The sequence below is a fragment of the Collinsella sp. AF37-9 genome (genome assembly GCF_003475115.1).
GTDB lineage: Bacteria > Actinomycetota > Coriobacteriia > Coriobacteriales > Coriobacteriaceae > Collinsella.
In genome coordinates this window covers 74,965-90,719 of the sequence record NZ_QROQ01000004.1, presented here as the reverse complement: position 1 = coordinate 90,719, position 15,755 = coordinate 74,965, and the positions used below count along the sequence as shown (strand labels likewise).

18 protein-coding genes are annotated in these 15,755 nt (G+C 61.4%); all 18 read left to right on the top strand.

The window, feature by feature from the left end:
- Positions 1-13: 13 nt before the first annotated feature.
- The 18 genes from DW024_RS02510 to rpsS all read left to right on the top strand — a co-directional run bounded on the left by DW024_RS02510 (position 14) and on the right by rpsS (position 15,750).
- On the top strand, positions 14-973 hold the full coding sequence (locus DW024_RS02510; protein ID WP_118376894.1) for a beta-ketoacyl-ACP synthase III: 960 nt from the start codon (positions 14-16) through the stop codon (positions 971-973).
- Between the two features lie 52 nt (positions 974-1,025).
- Positions 1,026-1,262, top strand: coding sequence for an acyl carrier protein (locus DW024_RS02505; RefSeq protein ID WP_006235019.1), 237 nt, complete (start codon positions 1,026-1,028; stop codon positions 1,260-1,262).
- Between the two features lie 2 nt (positions 1,263-1,264).
- Positions 1,265-2,209 (top strand): enoyl-[acyl-carrier-protein] reductase FabK, encoded by a 945-nt coding sequence (gene fabK, locus DW024_RS02500; protein WP_117563768.1) that lies wholly within the window; start codon positions 1,265-1,267, stop codon positions 2,207-2,209.
- Entirely contained in the window at positions 2,197-3,123 is a 927-nt protein-coding gene (locus DW024_RS02495) for an ACP S-malonyltransferase (RefSeq protein ID WP_118376893.1), read from the top strand. The genes fabK and DW024_RS02495 overlap by 13 nt, the downstream gene beginning before the upstream one ends.
- 30 nt (positions 3,124-3,153) lie before the next feature.
- Positions 3,154-3,927, top strand: coding sequence for a 3-oxoacyl-[acyl-carrier-protein] reductase (gene fabG / locus DW024_RS02490; protein ID WP_117563766.1), 774 nt, complete (start codon positions 3,154-3,156; stop codon positions 3,925-3,927).
- Positions 3,928-3,966: 39 nt separating this feature from the next.
- On the top strand, positions 3,967-5,214 hold the full coding sequence (gene fabF / locus DW024_RS02485) for a beta-ketoacyl-ACP synthase II (RefSeq protein ID WP_117806120.1): 1,248 nt from the start codon (positions 3,967-3,969) through the stop codon (positions 5,212-5,214).
- A gap of 3 nt (positions 5,215-5,217) precedes the next feature.
- Entirely contained in the window at positions 5,218-5,694 is a 477-nt protein-coding gene (gene accB / locus DW024_RS02480; RefSeq protein ID WP_117765060.1) for an acetyl-CoA carboxylase biotin carboxyl carrier protein, read from the top strand.
- 9 nt (positions 5,695-5,703) lie between these two features.
- Positions 5,704-6,126 carry a 3-hydroxyacyl-ACP dehydratase FabZ gene (gene fabZ, locus DW024_RS02475; protein WP_117563763.1) on the top strand — a complete coding sequence of 141 codons (423 nt, stop codon included), beginning with the start codon at positions 5,704-5,706 and terminating at the stop codon, positions 6,124-6,126.
- A gap of 10 nt (positions 6,127-6,136) precedes the next feature.
- Complete coding sequence (locus DW024_RS02470; protein ID WP_117563762.1) at positions 6,137-7,480, top strand: acetyl/propionyl/methylcrotonyl-CoA carboxylase subunit alpha; 1,344 nt, start codon at positions 6,137-6,139, stop codon at positions 7,478-7,480.
- Complete coding sequence (accD, locus tag DW024_RS02465) at positions 7,473-9,191, top strand: acetyl-CoA carboxylase, carboxyltransferase subunit beta (RefSeq protein WP_233541309.1); 1,719 nt, start codon at positions 7,473-7,475, stop codon at positions 9,189-9,191. Before DW024_RS02470 ends, accD begins: the two co-directional genes overlap by 8 nt.
- 40 nt (positions 9,192-9,231) lie before the next feature.
- Positions 9,232-10,446: a PTS transporter subunit EIIC gene (locus DW024_RS02460; protein WP_117786158.1), complete on the top strand. Its 1,215-nt coding sequence runs from the start codon at positions 9,232-9,234 to the stop codon at positions 10,444-10,446.
- A 149-nt stretch (positions 10,447-10,595) separates the two neighbouring features.
- Entirely contained in the window at positions 10,596-11,750 is a 1,155-nt protein-coding gene (locus DW024_RS02455) for a cation diffusion facilitator family transporter (protein WP_117786159.1), read from the top strand.
- A gap of 39 nt (positions 11,751-11,789) precedes the next feature.
- Entirely contained in the window at positions 11,790-12,416 is a 627-nt protein-coding gene (locus DW024_RS02450; protein ID WP_117786160.1) for a histidine phosphatase family protein, read from the top strand.
- Between the two features lie 449 nt (positions 12,417-12,865).
- On the top strand, positions 12,866-13,486 hold the full coding sequence (gene rplC, locus DW024_RS02445; RefSeq protein ID WP_035137484.1) for a 50S ribosomal protein L3: 621 nt from the start codon (positions 12,866-12,868) through the stop codon (positions 13,484-13,486).
- A gap of 46 nt (positions 13,487-13,532) precedes the next feature.
- Positions 13,533-14,159: a 50S ribosomal protein L4 gene (rplD, locus tag DW024_RS02440; RefSeq protein WP_006235032.1), complete on the top strand. Its 627-nt coding sequence runs from the start codon at positions 13,533-13,535 to the stop codon at positions 14,157-14,159.
- A complete protein-coding gene (rplW, locus tag DW024_RS02435; protein WP_022094197.1) occupies positions 14,160-14,447 on the top strand; it encodes a 50S ribosomal protein L23 in 288 nt (95 codons plus the stop codon).
- A gap of 179 nt (positions 14,448-14,626) precedes the next feature.
- Positions 14,627-15,457, top strand: coding sequence for a 50S ribosomal protein L2 (rplB, locus tag DW024_RS02430; RefSeq protein WP_055250219.1), 831 nt, complete (start codon positions 14,627-14,629; stop codon positions 15,455-15,457).
- A 32-nt stretch (positions 15,458-15,489) separates the two neighbouring features.
- Positions 15,490-15,750: a 30S ribosomal protein S19 gene (rpsS, locus tag DW024_RS02425; RefSeq protein ID WP_006235035.1), complete on the top strand. Its 261-nt coding sequence runs from the start codon at positions 15,490-15,492 to the stop codon at positions 15,748-15,750.
- The last annotated feature ends 5 nt before the right edge of the window (positions 15,751-15,755 follow it).

The following is a 15,755-nucleotide window of genomic DNA, read 5'->3' as shown; positions in this document are numbered from 1 at the left end:
AAGGAGGTTAGTGATGGGTTTCACGATTCTTGGAACAGGCTCGGCGCTTCCTAAGCGCAGTGTTTCCAATGACGAGCTGTCCGAGTTCCTCGATACCTCGGATGAGTGGATTTTTACCCGCACAGGTATCAAGAGCCGCCACGTCTGCACCACCGAGTCACTTGACGACCTTGCCGTAGCGGCGAGCGAGCGGGCACTTCAGGTGTCCGGAATCGACGCGAGCCAGTTGGATCTGATCGTCTGCTCGACGACGACGGGTGACCACCTTGTTCCCGCTGAGGCGTGTGCCGTTGCTGAGCGACTGGGCGCGACGTGCCCTGCCTTCGATGTCTCGGCTGCCTGCGCCGGCTTCGTATTTGCGCTCGATGTTGCCGAGGGCTATATCGCCCGAGGACGAGCCAAGCATGTGCTTGTCGTTGCCGCCGAGCAGATGACGCGCGCGCTCGACTGGACCGACCGCACCACCTGTGTGCTCTTTGGCGATGGGGCAGGCGCCGCGGTGATTGAGGCTGGGGGAGACAGCCCCCTTGCCGTTGAGCTTTCGACGGCGCCCGACGTCGAGACGTTGTGCGTTCCCGGTCTGGTCGGCACCTCGCCGTTTAAGGCCTCCGCAGATAGCGAGAGCGTGCTGTCCATGAATGGCCGCCGCGTGTTCAAGTTCGGCGTCAACGCGATTTGCGACACGGTCCATAAGCTTGCGAGCGATGCGGGCATTTCGGTCGAGGACATCAACCATTTTGTATTCCATCAGGCTAACGAACGAATCCTGAGTCAGGCGGTCAAGCGCCTCGGTGTGCCAGACAAGCGCGTGGTTCGAACGCTGCGCGAGACCGGCAACATTTCGAGCGCATGCATTCCGCTTGCCCTCGACCGGCTGGCAAACGCCGGTGCACTTCACACGGGCGACACCATCACCCTCGTTGGATTTGGCGCCGGTCTGGATATAGGTGGCTATCTACTTCGTTGGAAGTAGTCGCACATAGGAAATAAAAACGCCCCTAGGGCACAAACAAAGGAGAACTACCATGGCAGATCAGAAGACCTTCGAGCGCGTTTGCGATGTTATCCGCGAGACCGCCGGTCTTGACGACGTCGAGATGAAGCCCGAGTCCACGCTCGAGGAGATTGGTCTCGACAGCCTGGGCACCGTCGAGATCCTCGTCGCCGTCGAGGACGAGTTTGGCATCCAGCTCGATACCGAGGAGAACCCCAAGACGGTCGGCGAGTTCGCCGATACGGTCGAGGCGGCATTGGAGAAGTAGAGATGCTCAAGACTCCTCTCTGCGATCTGCTCGGCATCGAAAAGCCCGTGTTCCAGGGCGGTATGGCCTGGATCGCCGACGCCTCGCTGGCGTCCGCAGTGTCCGAGGCGGGCGGCTTAGGGATTATCGCGGCCATGAACGCCGACGCCAACTGGCTGCGCGACCAGATTCACGAGCTGCGCGCCAGGACGGATAAGCCCTTTGGCGTCAACGTCATGCTCATGAGCCCGTTTGCCGACGAGGTCGCGCGGGTCGTGATTGACGAGCGGGTGCCGGTCGTCGTGACGGGTGCCGGCAATCCCACCAAGTACATGAAGGCGTGGAACGAGGCGGGCATCAAGGTCATCCCGGTCGTTGCCTCGGTGGCGCTGGCGCGCCTCGTGGCGCGTCGTGGAGCCACTGCCGTGGTTGCCGAGGGTACCGAATCAGGCGGCCATATTGGCGAGACCTCGACGATGGCACTGGTGCCGCAGGTTGTCGATGCGGTCGATATTCCCGTGGTTGCGGCTGGCGGTATCGCTGATGGCCGCGGCGTGGCGGCCGCCTTTATGCTGGGCGCCGCCGGCGTGCAGGTGGGTACGCGCTTTCTGATTGCAGATGAGTGCACCGTATCGGAGCAGTACAAGGAGATGGTCCTGAAGGCCAACGACACCTCGACGCGTGCGACCGGCCGCTCGACGGGACACCCGGTGCGTGCCCTCAAGAGCCCCTTCACCAACGCCTACGCCAAGAGCGAGGCGGCGGGCGTAAGCGTCGAGGAGCTCGGGGCCATGGGCACGGGCGCCCTTCGCAAGGCCGCCAAGGACGGCAATTACGAAGAGGGCTCGTTTTTGTGTGGACAGATTGCCGGCATGGTCAACGAGCGCCAAAGCGCACGTGAAATCGTCGACGACCTGGTCGATGGCGCCGAGCACGTCCTGAAGGGTGCGTGCGCATGGGTGGCGTAGCGTTTCTGTTTGCCGGCCAGGGCGCCCAGCACCCCGCGATGGGCGTCGACCTGATCGAGGCATCGCCGGCGGCCGCCGAGGTGTTCGCCATTGCCGACGAGGTGCGCCCGGGGACCAGTGAGCAGTGCCGAAGCGCCTCCAAGGAGGAGCTCTCGCAGACCGAGAACACGCAGCCGTGCGTGTTCGTTCACGATCTGGCAGCGGCTGCCGCCCTGCGTGAGCGCGGCGTGGTACCTGCCGCCTGTGCGGGTTTTTCGCTTGGCGAGGTCGCCGCGCTCACCTTTGCGGGGGCGTTCGATACGCGAGCGGGCTTTGAGCTCGTGTGCGAGCGCGCGGCGCTGATGGCCGCGGCTGCCGAGCGCCATCCGGGCGGCATGCGCGCCGTCATCAAGCTCGATGCGGCGCAAGTCGAGAACCTGGCAAAACAGGCCGGCGAGGACTGCTGGCCGGTCAACTACAACAGTCCGCAGCAGACGGTTGTTGCCGGACCGCCCGAGGCGCTGCAGGAGCTCGACGCCCTGGTAAAAGAGGCTGGCGGCCGCGCTATGAAAGTCGCGGTGTCGGGCGCATTTCATAGCCCCTATATGGCCGAGGCGACTGAGGGGCTGGCGACGTATATCCAAGCCGGCCACGCGCCGTCACCGCTGCTGATTCCGGTCATGGCAAACATGACGGCGGCGCCCTATCCGGCGGACCCGCGAGCGGCATCGGATGTCTTGGCCAATCAGGTGAGTCATGCCGTTCGTTGGGTCGACACGCTGCATGCTCTGCAGAATCAGGGCATCGACACGTTTATTGAGGTCGGCCCTGGCAAAACGCTGTCGGGCCTGGCCAAGCGTACGCTGAGCGACGTTCGCGTGTATTCGTGCGAAACGGCCGAGCAGGTCGCAGCTATTGCCGACGAGCTCGCATAGTCCACAGGGCTGTAACCCGAAAGGAATGACATGGGCAACTTGAACAACGGCGCGCTCGAGCGCAACGACTCACGTCGCGTGGCACTGGTCACGGGCGGCTCGCGGGGTATCGGCCGCGCCTGCGCTGTCGGTCTGGCGGAGGACGGCTTTGATATCGCCGTCGTCTATGCCGGCAGCGTCGATGCGGCGCGCGAGACGTGCGAAGCCTGTGAGGCGGTTGGCGCCACGGCACGCGCATATCAATGCGACGTGGCCGATCCCGCTGCCGTCAACGCGTGTGTGGAAGCGGTCCTCAACGACTTTGGTTCCATTTGGGCGCTCGTCAACAATGCCGGCATCACCCGCGATGGCCTGCTCATGCGCATGGGCGATGACGCATTCGATCGCGTGCTCGATGTCAATCTCAAGGGAACATTCAATATGACGCGCGCGCTCACCAAGACCTTTATGCGCCAGCGCGGCGGTTGCGTCGTCAACATGAGCTCGGTCGTGGGCCTGATGGGCAATGCCGGGCAAGCCAACTACGCTGCTTCCAAGGCGGGCGTGATAGGGCTTACCAAGGCGGTGGCGCGCGAGCTTGCGCCTCGTGGCGTACGAGCGAACGCGGTCGCCCCCGGGTTTGTCGAGACAGATATGACGGCAAAGCTCTCGGAGAAGGTGCGTACGGCAACCGAGGAACAGATTCCCCTTAAGCGCATGGCACGCCCCGAGGAAGTGGCCGGCGTGGTGCGCTTTTTAGCGAGTGATGCGGCTGCCTACATTACGGGCGAGGTCGTGCGCGTCGACGGCGGAATGGCGATGTAGAAACCAGGGCCGAAGAACGGCTTGGATGAGGAGACCATGATGGAACAGAGAGTTGCAATCACCGGCATCGGTGCCGTATCGCCGCTCGGCAACACGGCGCTTGCCACCTGGGCGGCTATGTGCGCCGGCACGTGCGGTATCGGCCCGATCACGCACTTCGATACGGATGCGTTTGCCGTTAAGGTGGCGGCCGAGGTCAAGGGCTTTGACGGCAACGAGTACTTTGGCAAGCGTGACGCCAAGCATCTCGACCCCTGCGTTCAGTTTGCGATGGCGGCGTCGGACGAGGCCATGCACGATGCGGGCTTTGATGTCGAAGGCGCCATCGATCACGAACGCCTGGGCGTCTACGTGGGCTCGGGCGTGGGCGGCATGCAGACACTTGTCGACAACGTCCACACGATCGCCGATCGAGGGCCTAGCCGTGCATCGCCCTATATGATCGCGATGATGATCCCCAACATGGCTTCGGGCAATATCGCGATCCGCCACAAGGCAAAAGGCCCGACCCTGCCCGTGGTGACCGCGTGCGCGACCTCGGCCCATGCCGTGGGCGAGGCGTTCCGCGCCATCAAGCATGGCTATGCCGATGCGATTCTCGCCGGCGGAGCCGAGGCCGCAATTATCCCCGATGCCGTTGCGGGCTTTACGTCCTGCCGTGCGTTGACCACCAACCCCGATCCCGCGACTGCCTGCCGCCCGTTCGATGCAGACCGCGACGGCTTTGTGATGGGCGAGGGCGCCTGCGTGCTCGTGCTCGAGAGCATGGAACATGCGCAGGCGCGCGGTGCGCACATTTACGCCGAGGTCGTGGGCTACGGCAACACCGATGATGCCTATCACATCACGAGCCCCGATCCCGAGGCTGCCGGCATTGCCCGCGCGATATCGCTGGCGGTGGCCGAGGGCGATGTCAAGCCTTCCGAGGGTCTCTACATCAATGCCCACGGCACCTCGACCAAGCTCAACGATTCGTCCGAGACGGCGGGCATCAAGCGAGCACTCGGCGAGGACGCGGCGCGCGCCGCACATGTCTCGTCGACCAAGTCGATGACCGGTCACATGATCGGTGCTACGGGCGCCATCGAGGTCATGGCCTGCGCCATGGCGCTCGAGCAGGGCGTGGTGCCGCCGACCATTAACTACCACACACCCGATCCCGCCTGCGATCTTGACTACACGCCCAATCGCGCGGTTCGCGCCGACCTTACCTGGGCGCTTTCGACCAACCTGGGCTTTGGCGGGCACAACGCCGCCATCGCGCTGCGTAGATATACGAGGAGCTAGAGCATGGATTCCAAAAGACTTGCCGAGATAGCCGATGTTATGGAGGACCGCGGCCTCACGCGCGTACGCGTTGAGGAGCCCGATGGCACCGCGGTCGAACTCGAGCGCGCGAGCGCCGCGCAGCCGGTTGCCGTGCCCATGCCTATGCCGGGTGCCGTGACTGCTCCGGCGGTGGCTCCTGTCGCCATGCCTGCCGCCGCACCGGAGCCCGCCGCGCAGGCGCCTGCCGCCGCACCGGAGCCCAAGGGCACCGAGGTGACCGCTCCCATGGTCGGCGTTTTCTATGCTGCCCCGGCGCCGGGCGACGAGCCGTTTGTGCACGTGGGCTCCAAGGTCAAGGCCGGTGAGACCCTCTGCATCATCGAGGCCATGAAGGTTCTCAACGAGGTGACGGCCGAGGCAGACGGCGAGGTGCTCGAGATCTGCGTGGCCGACGGCGACCTCGTGGAGTTCGGCAGTTGCCTTATGAGGATCGGATAGGTGATATCCATGAACAAAGAAGAGCTTAAAGAACTGTTGCCGCATCGCGAACCGATGCTTTTGCTCGACGAGGCCGAGCTGGTGGGCGACGAGGCCCACGGCAAGATCACGATCACGGGCGACGAGTACTTTTTGCAGGGGCATTTTCCGGGAAACCCGGTCGTCCCCGGCGTGATTCAGTGCGAGATGCTCGCCCAGAACTGCTGCGTGCTGCTGATGGGCGATGAGGAGGCACGCGGCGCGACGCCGTTCTATACGAGTCTCGATAAGGTGCGCTTTAAGCGTCCGGTGCGCCCGGGCGACACGGTTGATCTGGTGTGCACCATCACGCGTGCGCGCGGACCGTTCCGCTTTGCGACGGGTACTGCGAGCGTCAACGGTGAGGTTTGCTGCCGTGCCGATATGTCTTTTGCACTCATGCACGAAAGTTAAGGAAGGCTTCATGTTCGACAAAGTGCTCATCGCCAATCGAGGCGAAGTCGCGGTCCGTGTTATCCGCGCGTGCCGCGATATGGGCATCAAGACCGTCGCCGTTTATTCCACGGCCGATGCGGACGCGCTACACGTGCAGCTTGCCGACGAGGCGTATTGCATCGGCGGCCCGCGTCTTGCCGAGAGCTACCTCAACGACGATGCCGTGCTCACCTGTGCCGTAAAGTCGGGCGCCAAGGCAATTCATCCCGGGTATGGCTTTTTCTCCGAGAAGGCGAGCTTCGTGCGCGACTGCGACAAGTATGGCCTGACGTTTGTCGGTCCTTCGGCCGAGGTGATCGACAGCATGGGCGACAAGGACGCCGCGCGTCGAACGGCTGCCGCGGCGGGCGTGCCCATCGTACCGGGCTGCGATTTGCTCAAAAGCCCCGAGGAGGCGACGGCCGAGGCCGAGCGCATCGGCTGCCCCGTGCTCATCAAGGCGCGTGCGGGTGGCGGCGGTCGCGGCATTCGCAAGGTCGAGCGCGTGGAAGATGCGGCAAAAGCGTTTATCGAAGCGCGTGCCGAGGGCGAGGCCGTTTTTGGCGACGGTGAGTGCTACATGGAGAAGTTCGTCGCGCCGGCGCACCATGTCGAGGTGCAGATTATGGCCGATAAGCAGGGCCATGTGTTTTCGCTCGGCGAGCGCGAGTGCTCGGTACAGCGTCGCAACCAAAAGCTGATCGAGGAGAGCCCCGCGCCGTGCCTCGACGGACACGACGACATTCGCGCGCGCATGCACAAGGCCGCGCGCGACCTGGCTCGTGCCGTTGGCTATGAGGGCGCCGGCACCATCGAGTTCCTGTATTCGGACGACGGCAATTTCTACTTCATGGAAATGAACACGCGTCTGCAGGTTGAGCATCCGGTCACGGAGTTTGTGACCGATACCGACTTGGTCAAGTGGCAGCTGCGCGTGGCCGCCGGCCAGTCCCTGCCCTTTGAGCAGGAGGACGTACCGGTCCGCAACCACGCCATGGAGTGCCGCATCAATGCCGAAACGCCGGACTTTCTGCCGTCATGCGGAACGGTCACCGCATTGCGTGTGCCGGGTGGTCCGCGCGTGCGCTGGGATTCCGCCATGTTTACCGGTGCGAACGTTCCGCCGTACTACGACTCCATGCTCGGCAAGCTCATCGTGTGTGCGCCCACGCGTGACGGCGCCATTCGCAAGATGCGCTCGGCCCTGGGCGAGCTCGTGATCGAGGGCGTGAGCGAAAACAGCGAGCTTCAGCTCGACGTGCTGGCAAACGACGAGTTCTTGTCGGGCATGTATCACACCGATCTGATGGGGCATCTCTATGCTGATGAATAGAAAAGCGAAGACGGTCAACGTCCTCGAGGGGCCGATGACCGAGTCGTGCGCCGAGTTTCCCGCGCGCCACGTGTTTATCAAGTGCCCGGAGTGCCGCCGTGTGATCGATGAGGCGCGCCTGCACGACAACCTCGAGGTCTGCCCTCGTTGCGGCAAGCACTTTCGCGTGAGCGGGCGCGACCGTATGCGCATGACGGTCGACGAGGGCACGTTTGAGGAATGGGATGCTAATCTGGCGTCGGAGGACTTCCTCTCGTTTCCCGGTTATGCCGACAAACTCAAGAGCGTGAGCGAGCGTTCGGGCGAGCGCGATGCCGTTGTGTGCGGCAGGGGCAAAATCTGCGGTTGCGATACAGCTCTCTTCTTTATGGATGCCAACTTTATGATGGGCTCGATGGGTTCCGTGGTGGGCGAGAAGATCTGTCGCACATTTGAGCATGCGACCGAGCTGGGATTGCCAGTTGTCGGCTTTACCGTTTCGGGCGGTGCGCGCATGCAAGAGGGCGTGACATCGCTTATGCAGATGGCCAAGATTTCTGCGGCAGTTAGGCGCCACAGCGAGGTGGGCGGCCTGTATATCACGGTGCTCACCGACCCCACGACCGGAGGCGTAACCGCGAGCTTTGCCATGGAGGGCGACATTATCCTGGCAGAGCCGGATGCCCTGACGGCATTTGCCGGCCCGCGCGTGATCGAGCAGAACATGCACAAGCGCCTGCCCAAGGGATTCCAGCGCTCCGAGTTTTTGCTGGAGCACGGCTTTTGCGATGCCGTTGTTCCGCGTGGCGAGATTGCGCTCACGGTAGGCGAGCTGTTGGCGCTGCACGAAGGGCACGCGCCCGGCCTGGGGGCACCGCATGAGATCGTGCATACGGGTCGCCGCGGCAAAAAGTTGGGACACTTGTTCAAGCGCTCGGCCGCACCAAAAACCGCGCTCGAGATTGTTAAGCAGACCCGCTCGGCAGATCGCGCCACGGCAGGCGAGGTGATCTCGCTGGGCCTGGATGGATTTGTGGAGCTGCACGGCGACCGCTACTTTGGCGACGACGCTGCTGTAGTGGCTGGCATTGGCTGGAAAGACGGATGCCCCGTAACGGTCATCGCCATCGAACGCGGCACCACGACCAAAGAGCGCATGCGTCGCAACTTTGGTATGGCACATCCCGAGGGCTACCGCAAAGCGCGTCGCCTTATGCGCCAGGCCGAAAAGTTTGGTCGACCGGTTCTGTGCCTGGTCGATACTTCGGGCGCGTTTTGCGTCATCGGTGCCGAGGAACGCGGCCAGGGCGAGGCGATTGCCCAGAATCTCATGGAGATGAGCGGCCTTAAGACGCCGATTGTCTCGGTGGTGACAGGCGAGGGCGGCTCTGGTGGCGCGCTGGCGCTATCCGTGGCCGACCGCATCCTGATGCTCTCGAGCTCGGCCTATTCGGTCGTGAGCCCCGAGGCCTGTGCGTCGATCCTGTGGAAGGATACCGACCGCGCGAATGAGGCCGCCGAAGCGCTTAAGCTCACGGCCCCCGATCTGTTGGCGCTCGGCATCATCGACGGCATTGTTGACGATAGGGGCCTGTCGCATGAGGAGATCGCCGGTGCCGTCATGTCCTCGGCATTTGATGCCTTCGATACGCTTGGGCAGCTCGACGACGCGACCCTCACAAACCTCCGCTACGAAAAGTACCGCGCAATCGGTCAGTACCGCACGATGTGACAAAGGGGCAGTCCGCATGTCACATTGGGAAAGGCGTTCCATGTCACAAGTTTCTAACACCTCGTTTACAACGACGGTTTCATCAAACGCCATGGCCGTGGTGGACTATCTGTCCAAAAGCATGATGTCGGCGCTGCCCTTTATTGTCTGCGCGGCGTTGTTCCGCACCGTCGCCGTCATTATGGGCGAAGGCATGCTGGGCCTGTGGCCTGCCGATTCCGAAATCTATCGCCTGTTCTACAGTTGGCTCTATAACGCCGGTTACTACTTTTTGCCCATCTATCTTGGTTGGGCGGCTGCCCGCCAGCTCGGTTGCTCGGAACAACTGGGCATGATGCTGGGCGGCGTATTGATTGCGCCCGATCTGCTTAAGCTCGTCGATGCCGCATCGACGGCGGGGGCATCGATGACTTCCGTGTATGGTCTGCTTCCCGCGCCGGTCAACGATTACACGACGACTGTTATTCCGGTCCTCATCTCGGTGCCCGTGCTATGGCGAGTGGAGTGTTTCTTTCATCGAGTTATCCCTAAGGCCGTGGCATTTTCGTTCGTTCCGTTTGCAACCATGCTCGTCATGGTTCCGGTTTCGCTGTGTATTACAGCGCCGGCGGGCAGCTATCTGGGCATGCTGTTGGGCCAGCTTATGTTTATGCTTGGCAATTCCGGTGGCATCGTGTCGCTGCTCACGCTCATGGGGCTTGCCGCGGGTTGGGAGTTTCTTAAGATCGCGGGTATCAGCAACGTTGTCCTATCGCTTGCGTACGCGCAGTTTATGAGTGTGGGAACGGATTCGTGCATCCTGATTGCCGCGACGATGGCGACGTTCGCCGTTTGGGGCATGCCTTTTGGCGCGTCGCTTCGCGTTGCGGATAAGGACGAGAAGGCGCTCATGCTGGGCTATTCAATCTCGGGTGTTCTTGGCGGCGTAAGCGAGCCGGCGCTGTACGGTTGCGGCTTTAAATATGGCAGGTGTCTGACGTGCATGGCCATTGGCGGTGCCGTCGGAGGCCTTGTTGCGGCCGTGGGCCACGTTACGGCCTATACCATCGGCATGACGAATGTCCTCATGGTCATTGGCTTTGCCACGGGCGGCATCTCGAACCTGCTGTGGTGCTGTGCTGCCGGCGGTGTGGCATTTGCGGTGTCTGCGGCGCTGAGCTACTGCTTTGGCGTGGTGCCGGCGAAGGGGCAGACGACGGGGGACGGAGCTGATTCACCCGAAACCTCGAAGAGCGTGGCCGAAGCAAGCGCATAAACCCGTGCGACAAAGGGCGATTTCTTTGTCATGTTCCAAGGTCGTGGCCCGTGTGGGTTGCGGCCTTTTTGTATCTGTGGGGCAAAGTGGCTACACTACAATCCGTTTGAGCAATAGATATATAGGTAGTACCGTGGGGGCGGATATAGATGGTTGAGTGGATTGTTCGTCGTGCGCAGGGCGACCGTGCGCGCGTGGGCACGTTGACGGGCGTGGTGTGTATTCTCGCCAATGTTGCGCTTTGTGCTGCGAAGGGCGTAATTGGCGTGCTGTCGGGATCGGTTTCGATCGTGGCGGATGCCATGAACAACCTGTCCGATGCCAGCTCGAATATCGTGAGCGTGCTGGGCTTTAGGCTGGCGAGCAAGCCGGCCGACCCCGAGCATCCTTACGGACATGGCCGCTACGAGTATCTCTCGGGTCTGGTTGTGGCGGCGCTCGTGCTGCTTATTGGCATCGAACTGGTGAAGTCCTCGGTTGAGCGTATCGTCAACCCGGAACCTGTCGAGTTCTCGCTTGCCCTGGTGGCAGTTCTAGTGCTTTCGATGGTCGTAAAGCTGTGGATGGCGGCCCTCAACCAAAAGCTCGGTGACCGCATTGAGTCCGAGACGCTGCGTGCGACCGCGCAGGATTCCAAGAACGATGTTCTTGCTACGGGCGCCGTGCTGGCGTGCGCGATTGTTTCCCAGGTGACGCATATCAATCTTGATGCATGGGTCGGCCTTGCCGTTGGCGCCTATATTGGCTGGAGCGGTTTTGAACTCATCCAGGATACGGTGAGCCCGCTTTTGGGCCAGACGCCCGATCCTAAGCTGGTCAAGCACATTCGAGACAAGATCATGAGCTACCCCGGCGTTTTGGGCGTTCACGATTTGATGGTTCACGACTACGGCCCGGGCAGGAAGTTCGCAAGCGCTCACGCCGAGATGGCAGCCGAGGTCAGCCCGCTGAAAAGCCATGACACGCTCGACAATATTGAGCAGGCGTTTAGGAACGAAGACGGCATGATTGTCACGCTCCATTACGACCCCATCGTGACCGACGATCCCAAGGTGGCGAGCATGCGTTTACGCATTAACGCCATGGCCCAGGAGATTGATAGCCGCCTCTCGATCCACGACCTACGCTGTGTTCCGGGTCCCACGCATACCAACGTGATCTTTGACTGCGTACGTCCCTCGGATTTGGCGATGAGCGCCGAGGACCTAAAGCACGCGTTGGCGAAACGTGTCGAATCTGAATATCCCAAGTCGATTGCCAAGATCACGATCGACGAAGACTACGTAGGGCATACCCACGAGTAGGGCCGAGCCGATAAAGCAAATGATGCAGAAGGGGAGAGCATGAAGAAGCTATATCTACTCCGCCACGGCCAGACAGAATTCAACGTCAAAAAGCTGGTCCAGGGCCGCTGCGATTCACCGTTAACCGACCTGGGCCGTAAACAAGCGGGAATGGCAGCCGCGTGGCTCAAAGCCCACGGCGTCGTCCCCGACAAAGTGGTCTCATCGCCCTTAGGCCGAGCCATGAACACAGCAAGTCTCGTCGCAACCGAACTCCTCGGCCCGGATGCAGCAGTCGAGTCCTGCGAAGGCATCATCGAGCGCAGCTACGGCACCTTTGAGGAAGGCCCCCACGACGCGCTGCCTACCGACGTCTGGGACCCCGGCGAGGATCTGGTCCCCTTCGGAGGAGAAGGAAGCCACGCGTTGCAAGAACGCATGGTAGGCACCCTCACCAATCTCATGGGCGCCGATGGTATCGAAACCCTCCTAGCAGTAAGCCACGGCAGCGCCAGCCGCCAATTTATCAAGGCCGCAGCCCCAGAGGGCTTCGAGCTCCCAGCAAAACTCCCCAACTGCGCCATCATGATCTTCGTTTTTGACGAGGAAAAGCCACAAGCAGAAGGCGAGCCAATGCAATGCAAGTTCACCCTCCAGCAAATAGTGGACCCCCAACAAAGTAATTAGCTGAGCGAGCAGAGTTAAGCAGACATCAACGTGTCGTCTCCCGAGCACGGCGGAGGGCCGGAGAAATATATTAAGGTCCCTGCTCTACAGTCCTGCGCAAGACGGAGAGCACATTAAGTGCTCTCCTTTGCGTGCGGAACTCGCGATGACCTTAATATATTTCTCCGGCCCTCCGCCGTGCTCGGGAGCCATCCACGCACTTTACCTGCGTAAACAATGTGAGTGAAATATGAATCTCGATGGATACGCCCGCAGCCGTGTATACTAAACAGCTGTGTGAAACCAGGGGAGTATTCTGGCTGGACAAAATGCCTGCTTAATAGGGTTGTCAGGTAGTCCGGGCGAAATACAAGGCTGGGGAGCACGTCGTGTAAGTAGTGGTCCTCTAGGGGCGTACGCTCGGTGGTGTACGCATTGTCCCAAGACCACGCGAGAGTTGGGATCATATCTTGATCAGCATGATTCTCGGCCGCAAGATTGGCATGACCCAGGTTTGGGACGAGGACGATAACGTCGTTCCCGTCACGGTCATCCAGGCTGGCCCCTGCGCTGTCTCGCAGGTTAAAACTCAGGCAACCGACGGCTATGACGCCGTCCAGATCGGTTTCGGCGACATCAAGGCCAAGAACGTGAACAAGCCCATGGCTGGTCACTTCGCCAAGGCTGGCGTCGAGCCTGTCCGCTTCCTTCGTGAGGTCCGCGTCGAGAACGGCGAGGAGCACAAGGTCGGCGAGGTCGTCACCGTCGCTGATTTCGCTGATGTCGAGAAGGTCGACGTCATCGGTACCTCCAAGGGTAAGGGCTTCCAGGGTCGCATCAAGCGCTGGGGTCAGCGCCGCGGTCCTATGACGCATGGTTCTCACTTCCAGCGTCACCCCGGTTCTATCGGTCAGTGCGCCTATCCTGCGCGCGTCCTCAAGGGCGTCAAGATGGCCGGTCACATGGGTAACGAGCGCGTTACCGTCAAGAACCTTTCCGTTGTCCGCATCGATGCCGAGCAGAACCTCATCTTGGTCAAGGGCGCTGTCCCGGGTGCCAAGAATGGTCTCGTCGCCATCCGTATGGCCTAAGGGCCCAGCCCATTTAGCCCAGCGTCATACCAAGGAGAACACTTAAATGGCAAAGTTTGAAGTAAAGAACAGCGAGGGCAAGAAGGTCGCCGAGGCCGAGCTCGCCGCTGAGGTGTACGGCATCGAGCCGAACATCCACGTTATGCACCACATCGTCAAGTGCCAGATGGCCTCTTGGCGTCAGGGCACCCAGTCTGCTAAGGGTCGCTCTGAGGTTTCCGGTGGCGGCAAGAAGCCTTGGCGTCAGAAGGGCACCGGCCGTGCCCGCCAGGGTTCCATCCGTGCTGCCCAGTGGCGTCACGGTGGCGTTGTCTTCGCCCCCAAGCCCCGTTCCTACGCTAAGCGTATGAACAACAAGGAGGTCAAGTTGGCTATGCGCTCCGCGCTGTCCGCCAAGCTGGCCGATGGCGAGCTCGTGCTCGTCGACGACTACGGCTTCGAGAAGCCTTCCACCAAGGCTGCTGTCGCCATGCTCAAGGCTCTCGGCCTTGAGGGCAAGCGTCTGACCATCATCGTTCGCGATGAGGACGTCAACGCCTACCTGTCGTTCCGCAACATTCCCAAGACGTTCATCATCACCGCTGACGAGGCCAACACCTACGATCTCGTCAACAACAACGCTGTGCTGATGCCCGCCGACATCGCCGCTCACTTCGGGGAGGTGCTTGCATAAATGACCGCCCACGAGATCATCATCCGTCCGATCGTGTCCGAGCGTTCCTTCTCCGGCATGGAGCTGAACAAGTACACGTTCGAGGTCGCCAAGGATGCTAACAAGTATCAGATCAAGGACGCTGTCGAGGAGATCTTCGGCGTCAAGGTCGTTCGCGTGAACACCCTGACGGTCAAGCCCAAAACCAAGCGTGTGCGCTATGTCGCCGGCAAGACCCGTTCTTGGAAGAAGGCCATCGTCACGCTGGCCGAGGGCGACACCATCGAGGTCTTTGGCAATCAGGCCTAAGACTCGCTGCTGTTGAGTGAGCTCATGCCTCCCAAATAGGGGAGGCGAGAGCTCAAGGTTTCGGGCGTATAAAATGGACACGCCCGGAACCGTGTATACGTCCGGTGTCATCGCACCCGAGGCAGAACCTCGAATCCCTGTCTGCGATGGCTAACGGATTCCTATTGAAAGGGATTGTAATGGCTGTAAAGCACCTTAAGCCGACCTCCGCTGGTAGGCGTTGGCAGACGATCTCCGACTTCTCCGAGATCACCTGCACCAAGCCCGAGAAGTCTCTTCTCGAGCCCCTGCCCAAGAAGGCCGGTCGTAACAACAACGGCCGCATCACTACCCGCCACCAGGGCGGCGGCGTGAAGCGTCGTTACCGCGTGATCGACTTCAAGCGCAACAAGGACGGCGTGCCCGCCAAGGTTGCCACGATCGAGTACGATCCGAACCGTTCCGCTCGCATCGCTCTGCTGCACTACGCTGACGGTGAGAAGCGCTACATCCTGGCCCCCAAGGGCCTCGAGGTCGGTCAGACCATCATGTCCGGTTCTGACGCCGACATCAAGCCGGGCAACGCTCTGCCCCTCGCCGACATCCCCGTCGGTACGCTCATCCACGCCGTCGAGTTCCAGCCGGGCAAGGGCGCTGCTATCGCCCGTTCCGCCGGTAACTCCTGCCAGCTGATGGGTAAGGAGGGCAAGTACGCTATCGTCCGTATGCCTTCCTCCGAGATGCGCCGCATCCTCGTTACCTGCCGCGCCACCGTCGGTGAGGTCGGCAACGCCGATCACGCCAACATCGTCATCGGCAAGGCCGGCCGTAAGCGTCACATGAACGTGCGCCCGACCGTCCGCGGTACCGTCATGAACCCTGTCGACCACCCGCACGGCGGTGGCGAGGGCAAGAACCACACCTCTGGTCGTCCCTCTGTTACCCCCTGGGGTAAGCCGACGAAGGGCCTTCGTACGCGCAAGAAGAAGAAGGTCTCGAACCAGCACATCATTCGTCGCCGTAAGAAGTAATTTCGGATACCGAGTTTTAGGAGAAAGCACTTATGAGCAGAAGTCTCAAAAAGGGCCCGTTCGTGGAGACTCGCCTTCTCTCGCGTATCACCGCGATGAACGAGGCTGGCAAGAAGGACGTCGTGAAGACCTGGTCCCGCGCGTCCACCATCTTCCCCGAGATGGTTGGTCACACCATCGCCGTCCACGACGGCCGCAAGCATGTGCCCGTGTATGTTACCGAGTCCATGGTTGGTCACAAGCTCGGCGAGTTCGCGCCGACTCGTACGTTCCGTGGCCACAAGGCCAAATAGGGGGT

What these genes read in the sequence shown, in the direction of transcription:
- DW024_RS02510 (WP_118376894.1), top strand. Translation starts at nt 14, where the DNA reads ATGGGTTTCACGATTCTTGGAACAGGCTCGGCGCTTCCTAAGCGCAGT.
- DW024_RS02505 (WP_006235019.1), top strand. Translation starts at nt 1,026, where the DNA reads ATGGCAGATCAGAAGACCTTCGAGCGCGTTTGCGATGTTATCCGCGAG.
- fabK (WP_117563768.1), top strand. Translation starts at nt 1,265, where the DNA reads ATGCTCAAGACTCCTCTCTGCGATCTGCTCGGCATCGAAAAGCCCGTG.
- DW024_RS02495 (WP_118376893.1), top strand. Translation starts at nt 2,197, where the DNA reads ATGGGTGGCGTAGCGTTTCTGTTTGCCGGCCAGGGCGCCCAGCACCCC.
- fabG (WP_117563766.1), top strand. Translation starts at nt 3,154, where the DNA reads ATGGGCAACTTGAACAACGGCGCGCTCGAGCGCAACGACTCACGTCGC.
- fabF (WP_117806120.1), top strand. Translation starts at nt 3,967, where the DNA reads ATGGAACAGAGAGTTGCAATCACCGGCATCGGTGCCGTATCGCCGCTC.
- accB (WP_117765060.1), top strand. Translation starts at nt 5,218, where the DNA reads ATGGATTCCAAAAGACTTGCCGAGATAGCCGATGTTATGGAGGACCGC.
- fabZ (WP_117563763.1), top strand. Translation starts at nt 5,704, where the DNA reads ATGAACAAAGAAGAGCTTAAAGAACTGTTGCCGCATCGCGAACCGATG.
- DW024_RS02470 (WP_117563762.1), top strand. Translation starts at nt 6,137, where the DNA reads ATGTTCGACAAAGTGCTCATCGCCAATCGAGGCGAAGTCGCGGTCCGT.
- accD (WP_233541309.1), top strand. Translation starts at nt 7,473, where the DNA reads ATGAATAGAAAAGCGAAGACGGTCAACGTCCTCGAGGGGCCGATGACC.
- DW024_RS02460 (WP_117786158.1), top strand. Translation starts at nt 9,232, where the DNA reads ATGTCACAAGTTTCTAACACCTCGTTTACAACGACGGTTTCATCAAAC.
- DW024_RS02455 (WP_117786159.1), top strand. Translation starts at nt 10,596, where the DNA reads ATGGTTGAGTGGATTGTTCGTCGTGCGCAGGGCGACCGTGCGCGCGTG.
- DW024_RS02450 (WP_117786160.1), top strand. Translation starts at nt 11,790, where the DNA reads ATGAAGAAGCTATATCTACTCCGCCACGGCCAGACAGAATTCAACGTC.
- rplD (WP_006235032.1), top strand. Translation starts at nt 13,533, where the DNA reads ATGGCAAAGTTTGAAGTAAAGAACAGCGAGGGCAAGAAGGTCGCCGAG.
- rplW (WP_022094197.1), top strand. Translation starts at nt 14,160, where the DNA reads ATGACCGCCCACGAGATCATCATCCGTCCGATCGTGTCCGAGCGTTCC.
- rplB (WP_055250219.1), top strand. Translation starts at nt 14,627, where the DNA reads ATGGCTGTAAAGCACCTTAAGCCGACCTCCGCTGGTAGGCGTTGGCAG.
- rpsS (WP_006235035.1), top strand. Translation starts at nt 15,490, where the DNA reads ATGAGCAGAAGTCTCAAAAAGGGCCCGTTCGTGGAGACTCGCCTTCTC.